At 61.5% G+C, this 8,256-nt stretch carries 1 protein-coding gene; it reads left to right on the top strand.

The window, feature by feature from the left end:
- Positions 1-8,256 (top strand): non-ribosomal peptide synthetase (locus ABIB36_RS21835; protein WP_354563599.1); only part of this gene is annotated, 8,256 nt, incomplete at both ends.

Here is an 8,256-nt window from a genome sequence, read left to right as displayed (position 1 = left end):
GCACCGACACGTTCCACCGATCACTCACCACTGTTCCAGGTCTTATTGGAATTCCAGAACAACCAGAGCGCACACCTCGAACTACCCGGCCTCGACGTTGCGTTCGAGGAGTTGTCCACTGGGACCACCAAGTTCGATCTGCAACTGAGGGTCGATGAATCCGCAACCGAATCCGGCACCCTGAATGCGGCGTTCACCTATGCGACCGCCCTGTTCGATCGATCGACGATCGACAACTTCGTCGACCGATTCCTCAGGCTGCTCCGCTCGATATCAGTTTCCCCAGGCACCACGCTTCGCGATGTCGAGATTCTTTCGACCCGAGAGCGCGAGAGAGTTCTCGAAGAGTGGAATGCGACCGATCACGAGCTGCCGGAGACTGTCGGAGTTGATCCGACGCTCAATACTCTGTTCGATCTGCAGGTGGCCAGAAGTCCGTACTCGATTGCTTTGGTCTTCGAGGATGAACATGTGACCTATCGCGAGTTCGACGAACGTTCGAATCAGCTCGCTCGTCATTTGATTTCACTCGGAGTAGGCCCGGAGACCCATGTCGGGCTCGCGATTCGTCGCTCGACGGATCTGCTGGTGGCGATGTACGCGATTGTGAAGGCCGGCGCCGCGTATGTCCCGATCGATCCGGACCATCCGATCGATCGATCGGCGTATGTCATCGATAGCGCTGCACCTGTCTGCATCTTGACAACCAGCCGCGACTGGATCAACGTTTCCGTCGCGAATCCTGTCCTCGCAGTGGATCTGATCGATGTGTCCGACCGCAGCACCGCCACCGTGACCGATACCGAACGGCACGGTTCCCTCAGCGGCCGCAACACCGCGTATGTCATCTACACCTCGGGTTCGACCGGACGTCCGAAAGGCGTTGCCGTCAGCCACAAGTCGATCGTCAACCGGTTGCTGTGGATGCAGAACGAGTACAGCCTCGAACCTTCGGACAATGTCTTGCAGAAGACTCCCGCGACGTTCGACGTGTCGGTGTGGGAATTCTTCTGGCCTCTTCATGTCGGCGCAAAGCTTGTCATCGCCGAACCAGACGGGCATCGCGATCCGGAGTATCTGTCGCGCTTGATTCTTCGTGAGCACATCACCACTGTGCACTTCGTCCCATCGATGTTGGCGGTGTTCACCGACGGCGCATACTCGAACGACTGCGCGTCGCTGCGGCTGGTGTTCTGTAGTGGTGAGGCGCTGCCGCCGGCAACCGTCGCAGTGTTCACCGAATTCTCCGATGCCGATCTGCACAACTTGTACGGACCGACCGAGGCTGCAGTCGATGTAACGTACTACTCCTGCTCCGCAACAGATCTCACCGTTGTTCCTATCGGAGCGCCGGTGTGGAACACTCGCGTCTATGTGCTCGATGCGTCGTTGAAGCCTGCGCCGATAGGGGCCCCGGGGGAGCTCTACCTCGCCGGGATCCAGTTGGCGCGAGGATATGTCGGACGAGGTGACCTCACCGCGGATCGGTTCATCGCCGATCCCTTCGGTGAGCCAGGCGCTCGGATATACCGCACCGGGGACCTGGTGCGGTGGCGCGCTGACGGCAACCTCGAATACCTAGGACGCACAGATTTCCAGGTGAAGCTTCGCGGCTTGCGTATCGAACTGGCAGAAGTCGAAACCGCTTTGCTTCGCCTCGAGGCGGTCGCGCAGGCCGTGGCCATCGTCCACAGCAACGAAGCGACCGGTGAGGTGCTGGTTGCATACGTAGTTTCTACTCGTGGGCATACCCTCGATAACGCCGAATTGAGCACGTCGCTGGCCGGGTCGCTGCCCAGTTACATGGTTCCGTCTCTGTTTCTCGAACTCGACGAGTTTCCCCTGAATGCCAGCGGCAAGCTCGATCGAAAGATGCTGCCGGAGCCAGAGTTCGGGACGGCAGACCTGGAAATCGTCACCCCACAGAACCCTGTGGAAGAAATAATCGCAGCGGAATTCGCCGATCTGCTCGGTGCTTCACAACTGAGCGTCACACAGAATTTCTTCGACCTGGGCGCGAACTCGCTCGTCGCGATGCGGCTCGTGGCACGCGTCAATTCCACCCTCGGTTCGAAATTGACAGTCCGCGACCTGTTCGACGCACCTACGGTGCGGGCGCTTGCCGAGACGGTCGAGTCTCAGGGTTACCGGACCGATCCACGCCCTGCATTGACCTCTGTCGTGCGCCCCGATTCCATTCCGGTTTCGCTCGCACAACAACGCATGTGGTTCATCAACCAATACGACACGTCCTCCGCCGCATACAACGTCGCCTTCGCGATGCGGATGACCGGCACCCTCGATGTCGGCGCGCTGCGCAGCGCGATCGGTGATGTGATCGACCGGCACGAGTCCTTGCGGACGGTCTTTCCCTTGACCGACGACGGGCCTGTCCAATCGATTCTCGAATCTCGCCAGGCTCAACCCGACCTGACTCCTGTTCGCGCCCATGCGCCAGAGCACGTGGCCGAGTTGGTCGCCGAGATCGCAGCGACCGGTTTCGACGTCTCCAGATCCGTTCCCATTCGTGCCCGATTGATCGAAGTCAGCAGGGACGAGCACGTTCTCGCCTTCGTCGTCCACCACATCTCGTCCGACGGCTTCTCCACGGCTCCTCTAGCCCGTGACCTCATCGTCGCGTACAGCGCTCGGGCTGGCGGTGATGCCCCCACCCCGGCACCGCTACCCGTTCAGTACGCGGACTATTCGTTGTGGCAACGCGAGTTCCTGGGTTCGGAGTCAGATCCGGCGTCACTGATGTCGACTCAGCTCTCTTTCTGGGTCGACACGTTGTCCGGGGCCCCTGAAATCCTCCCGCTCCCGTACGATCGGCCCCGCCCGGCCGAGGCATCGTTCCGAGGGGCGGAAGTCTGTTTCGAGCTGGACGGCGAGCTTCATCGCAGGATGGCCGAGTTGGCCACCTCCCGTGACTCCAGCGTCTTCATGATCGTTCACGCATCCTTGGTGGCACTGCTGTCGGCTCTGTCTGCCTCCGCAGATATTTCGGTCGGTACACCGATCTCAGGACGTGGCGATGCTGCACTGGACGATCTGGTCGGCATGTTCGTCAACACACTCGTGCTACGTACCGAGCTCGACCGATCGGCATCCTTCGACACCGTGCTGAACGCAGTACGTACCGCCGACCTGGCCGCCTTTACGCACTCCGACATACCGTTCGAGCGTGTCGTCGACGCGCTCGAACCGGTTCGATCGGCTTCGTACACGCCTCTCTTTCAGGTCATGCTCGAGTTCCAGCACACCGATCGACCGAACATCACATTGCCCGGCCTCGAGATCGAGGGCGTCGAGCTTGCCAATGACATAGCCAACTTCGACCTGCAGTTGACGATTTCGGAGACGTTCGAAGATTCCGGTCTTCAGTCGGGCATCGAAGCGTCGTTCCGTTACGCGAGCGATCTGTTCGACGAGTCGACGGTGGCGGGGTTCGCGACGCGTCTACAGGTGATCCTCGAGGCAGTGACTGCGCAACCGAGCATCGTTGTCGGGGACATAGATGTGCTGTCCGTCGACGAGCGAGGTGCGCTGGCGCCTGTTCGCGGTGCGCGAGCTGGCGACGCTCGTCTGCTGCCGGACATTTTGACGGCAGCGGTCACTGCATCCGGTGCTGCAGCAGACGCCGTGTGGTTCGAAGACGCGGTCATCAGCTACGGAGAACTCGATGCCCGCTCGTCGCAGCTGGCGCGCGCGTTGGTCGGCTTCGGTGCAGGTCCCGGCACGGTAGTTGCTCTGGCCATGCCGCGTTCGGCGGACACCATCGTTGCACTGTGGGCTGTGACCAAGGCTGGTGCGGCGTTCCTCCCCGTCGATCCGACGTATCCAGCCGACCGTATCGAACACATGCTGACCGATTCGGGAGCCGTCATCGGTCTCACCACGTCGGCAGACGCGCCGCAACTGCAGGGACTCTCGGCGACGAAGTGGGTGCTACTCGACGACGCCGACGAGACGATCGCCATCGCCGAACACTCGGGCGAGGCAGTTCACGACGTCGATCGTATTCGGCCGCTGCGACTCGACGACGCTGCCTATTTGATCTACACCTCGGGTTCGACGGGTGTTCCGAAGGGCGTCGTTGTCACTCACCGGGGGCTGTTCAACCTCGCCGAGGAGGAACGCACCCGATTCCGGGTGACGCCGGCCTCGCGCACCCTGGCGTTCGCAAGCCCGAGTTTCGATGCCTCGATTCTCGAGTTCATGTTGGCCTTCGGCGGCGCGGCCACCATGGTGATCGCACCCCCGGCGATGTACGGCGGGCCCGATCTGAGCCGGTTGCTCGCGGAGCAGCAGGTCACCCATGCGTTCGTTACACCCGCAGCTCTGGCATCCGTGGACCCGGTCGGTCTGACCCGGCTCGAGGTCATCGCTACCGGCGGCGACAGCTGTCCTCCGGAATTGGTTGCTCGGTGGGCACCGGGGCGGTCGATGTTCAATGCCTACGGCCCCACCGAGGCGACTATTTTCTCCTCGATCAGCACCAGCATGTCCCCGGGGTCACCCGTCGACATCGGCTCGCCGACAATAGGTTTCGTCGAGGTCGTACTCGACGAGCGGTTGAATCCGGTCCCGGTCGGGGTACCGGGAGAGCTCTACCTCGCGGGACCGGCTCTTGCCCGCGGTTATCACGGACGTCTCGGGCTGACCGCCGAGCGGTTCGTCGCGAACCCGTTCGATGGGGTCGGGTCACGCATGTATCGCACCGGTGACATCGTTCGCTGGAACCGCGAGGGCGCATTGGAGTTCGTCGGACGCAGTGATTCACAGGTCAAGGTCCGAGGTTTCCGCATCGAACTCGGCGAGATAGACAGTGTGCTTTCTGCGCATCCATCCGTGGACTTCGTGACGACCGTCGGCACTACCGGTCCTGCAGGAAACACCATTCTCGTTGCTTATGTCTTGCCGACAGCCGATGGCAGGTTCGATGTACGCGCGCTGCGTGAGCATGTTGCGGCATCGTTGCCCGCTCACATGGTTCCGACGGCATTCGTCGAACTCGATGCGATTCCGCTGACCCCCGCCGGCAAGCTCGATCGTCGAGCACTACCGGACCCGACGTTCGACAACAGGTCAGAATCCGGCCGCGACGCGAATACTCCGGTCGAGAAGATGCTGGCCGGCCTTTTCGCGGAGGTGTTGCGGCTCGATCATGTCGGTGTCGACGACTCGTTCTTCGCCCTCGGTGGCGACAGCATCATGTCGATTCAACTGGTCTCGCGCGCAAAAGCGGCGGGCTTCGTTCTGTCACCACGTGATGTCTTCGAACGTAAGACCGTCGCTGGGCTGGCCGAGGTCGCACTGTCGGTGGATGATGCGGACGCCGCGATCTTGGAGGAACTTCCAGGCGGCGGAGTCGGCGACGTACCGCTGACGCCGATCGTGTCCTGGATGATCGAGCGGACTCGACTGTTCGATCGTCATACGCAGACCGCACTGCTCACCTTGCCACCGGGGATCGAACAAACGGTGCTCGAGCGCACAGTGCAATCCGTCCTCGACCACCACGACATGCTTCGCGCTCGTCTGCAGCACGAAGAAGACGAATGGGCAATGGACGTTCGTCCGGCAGGGGCGGTCGCTGCCGCCGAGATCACCCGCCGCGTAGGCGTGGATTCGGCTTCGGGTCGCGAATTCTCGACTTTGGCGTCGGCCGAGCTCGATCGAGCTGCAGGCCGGTTGGATCCGGCCGCGGGGTCGATGCTGCAGTTGGTGTGGTTCGATGCGGGCTCAGAGCCGTCCCGGTTGCTGATCGTCGCCCACCACCTCGTAGTCGACGGTGTATCGTGGCGAATTCTAGTGCCGGACTTGGCATCTGCCTGGTCACAAATAGTCGCCGGCCAAGAGCCCGTACTCGCGCCGGTGGGAACGTCGATGCGACGTTGGGCCCACGGTCTCCGAGACGAAGCTGTAGATCGCCGCAGCGAGCTCGAATTGTGGCAAAAGGTGCTGGACGGTCCCGATCAGTTGATCGGATCTCGTCCACTCGATCCGGCAGTCGATGTGTACGACACGGTGCAGCGAATCGACGTCGAGCTCTCCGCAGCGGTCACCGAGGATCTACTCACTACGATCCCCGATGTCTTCCATGGCAGTGTCAACGACGGATTGATGGCCGGACTCGCGCTGGCAATCGCAGCGTGGCGCCGTACTCGAGGCGGAGTGGACGACGACGCAGTGGACGACGACGTCTTCGTCAGCCTCGAAGGCCACGGACGTGAAGATCACGTGGTGCCTGGTGCCGATCTAGGGCGTACTCTCGGATGGTTCACCACCATTTTCCCTGTTCGAATCGACCTGTCGGGCACAGACATCGACGATGCTCTGGACGGTGGGGTATCCGCCGGAAGCTTGATCAAATCGGTCAAGGAACACCTGTTGGCGGTACCGGATCACGGAATCGGTTACGGCATGCTTCGCTACCTCGACGAGCAGTCACGGGATGCGCTCGCCGCACACCCCAGTCCGCAGATCAGCTTCAACTATCTCGGTCGCTACAGCGCAGGAATCCCGGACAACCTCGGTGACGTGGGTTGGCTACCTGTCGACGATGCGGACATCGGTGACGTCCAGAACTCGGATCTGCCGGTAGCAGCGGTGCTGGACATCAACGCGGTGACCACGACGGGTGAGGCAGGCGCAGTTCTCGAAGCCACCTTCGCTTTTCCGTCGGGCGTGCTCGATTCCGACGATGTCGAGGAACTGACCGCGCTATGGGTGCGGGCTTTGACCGGTCTGGCACAGCACGCACGTAGTGGCGACGCCGGTGGGTTCACCCCGTCGGATCTCGACTTGGTGCAGCTCGATCAAGCTGCCATCGACGACATCGAGTCCAGGTATCCGAAGCTCGTGGACATCTGGTCCATGTCACCGCTCCAATCCGGCCTGCTGTTCCATGCCGAGTTGTCCGACCAGTCCGTCGATGCCTACATCGTCCAGTTGGTATTGGAGCTGGGTGGAACACTGGATCGGACGCGTTTCCGGAGGGCCGCTCAGCGACTTCTCGACCGGCATGCAAACCTGCGGACTGCCTTCGTGCACAACATGGAAGGCGATTCCGTACAGATCGTCGAACGTGACGTCGAGGTGCCATGGAACGAATTCGACCTCACCGGACTGGACGAGTCTGCGGCGCAGATCGAACTCGAACGCATCATGGCCACCGATCGCGCTACGCGCTTCAACATGGCCGAGGCACCGCTCCTGCGGTTCACTCTCATCGACGTCCATCCGGGCGAGTGGCGAGTGGTCATGACCAATCACCACATCCTTATCGACGGTTGGTCGACGCCTCTGCTCATCCGCGAACTGCTGACGTTGTACGCAACGGACGGCGACGACTCGATATTGCCCCGCGTACCTGCGTACCGCGACTATCTGAAATGGATGAGTCGCCGCGATGCAGCAAGCGCACGGTCTGCGTGGAGCGAAGCATTGTCCGGGCTGTCCGAACCTACGTTGCTGACGCCGATCGAAAGCCGTCGGCAGGAGTCGACGCTTGCAGCACGTGTACTGACATCACTGTCGGCCGCGGACACCGATCGACTGCGCGGGGTGGCACGCGAACGCGGGGTCACGGTCAACACGCTCGTCCAGGCTGCATGGGGAACAGTCCTCGGTACGCTCACTGGACGCAACGACGTATTGTTCGGTGCGACGGTGTCCGGTCGACCGCCCGAGATCAACGACATCGAATCGATGATCGGGTTGTTCATCAACACGTTGCCGGTTCGCGTCACACTCGACCCACGGGAGACGCTGGGCGAGTTCATCGCTCGACTCCAGTCGGAACAGGCTGGTCTGTTGGACCATCACTATCTCGGTTTGACCGAGATCCAGCGTGCGGTCGGACCGGCAGTCGCATTCGACACGCTCACCGTGTTCGAGTCCTATCCGGTCGATCGGGCAGGGCTTTCCGATGACACCGACATCGCGGGCATGCGGGTGTCGAACATCCTGGACGGCAGCGATACCGCTCAGTACCCGTTGACCCTGGTCGCCATGGCGAACGAACAACTGCACATCGAAGCCAAATACCTTCCCGAACTGTTCGGATCGACGGAGGTCGAATCGATCGTCGAGCGCATCGTTCGAGTGTTGACGGCGTTCGCAACGATGCCGGACCTACTCATGGGACAGCTCGATTTGTTGTCGGTGTCCGAGCGTGAGTTGTTGGTGCCGGTGCGTGGTGGTGTGTCGGTGGTGGGTCGGTTGTTGCCGGAGATTTTGGTTTCTGCGGTA

It is taken from the genome of Rhodococcus sp. UYP9 (assembly GCF_040547235.1).
In the GTDB taxonomy this organism is placed as follows: domain Bacteria; phylum Actinomycetota; class Actinomycetes; order Mycobacteriales; family Mycobacteriaceae; genus Rhodococcoides.
Note: the sequence above shows the minus strand (reverse complement) of the source record. Positions and strands in the feature narration are given on the sequence as shown.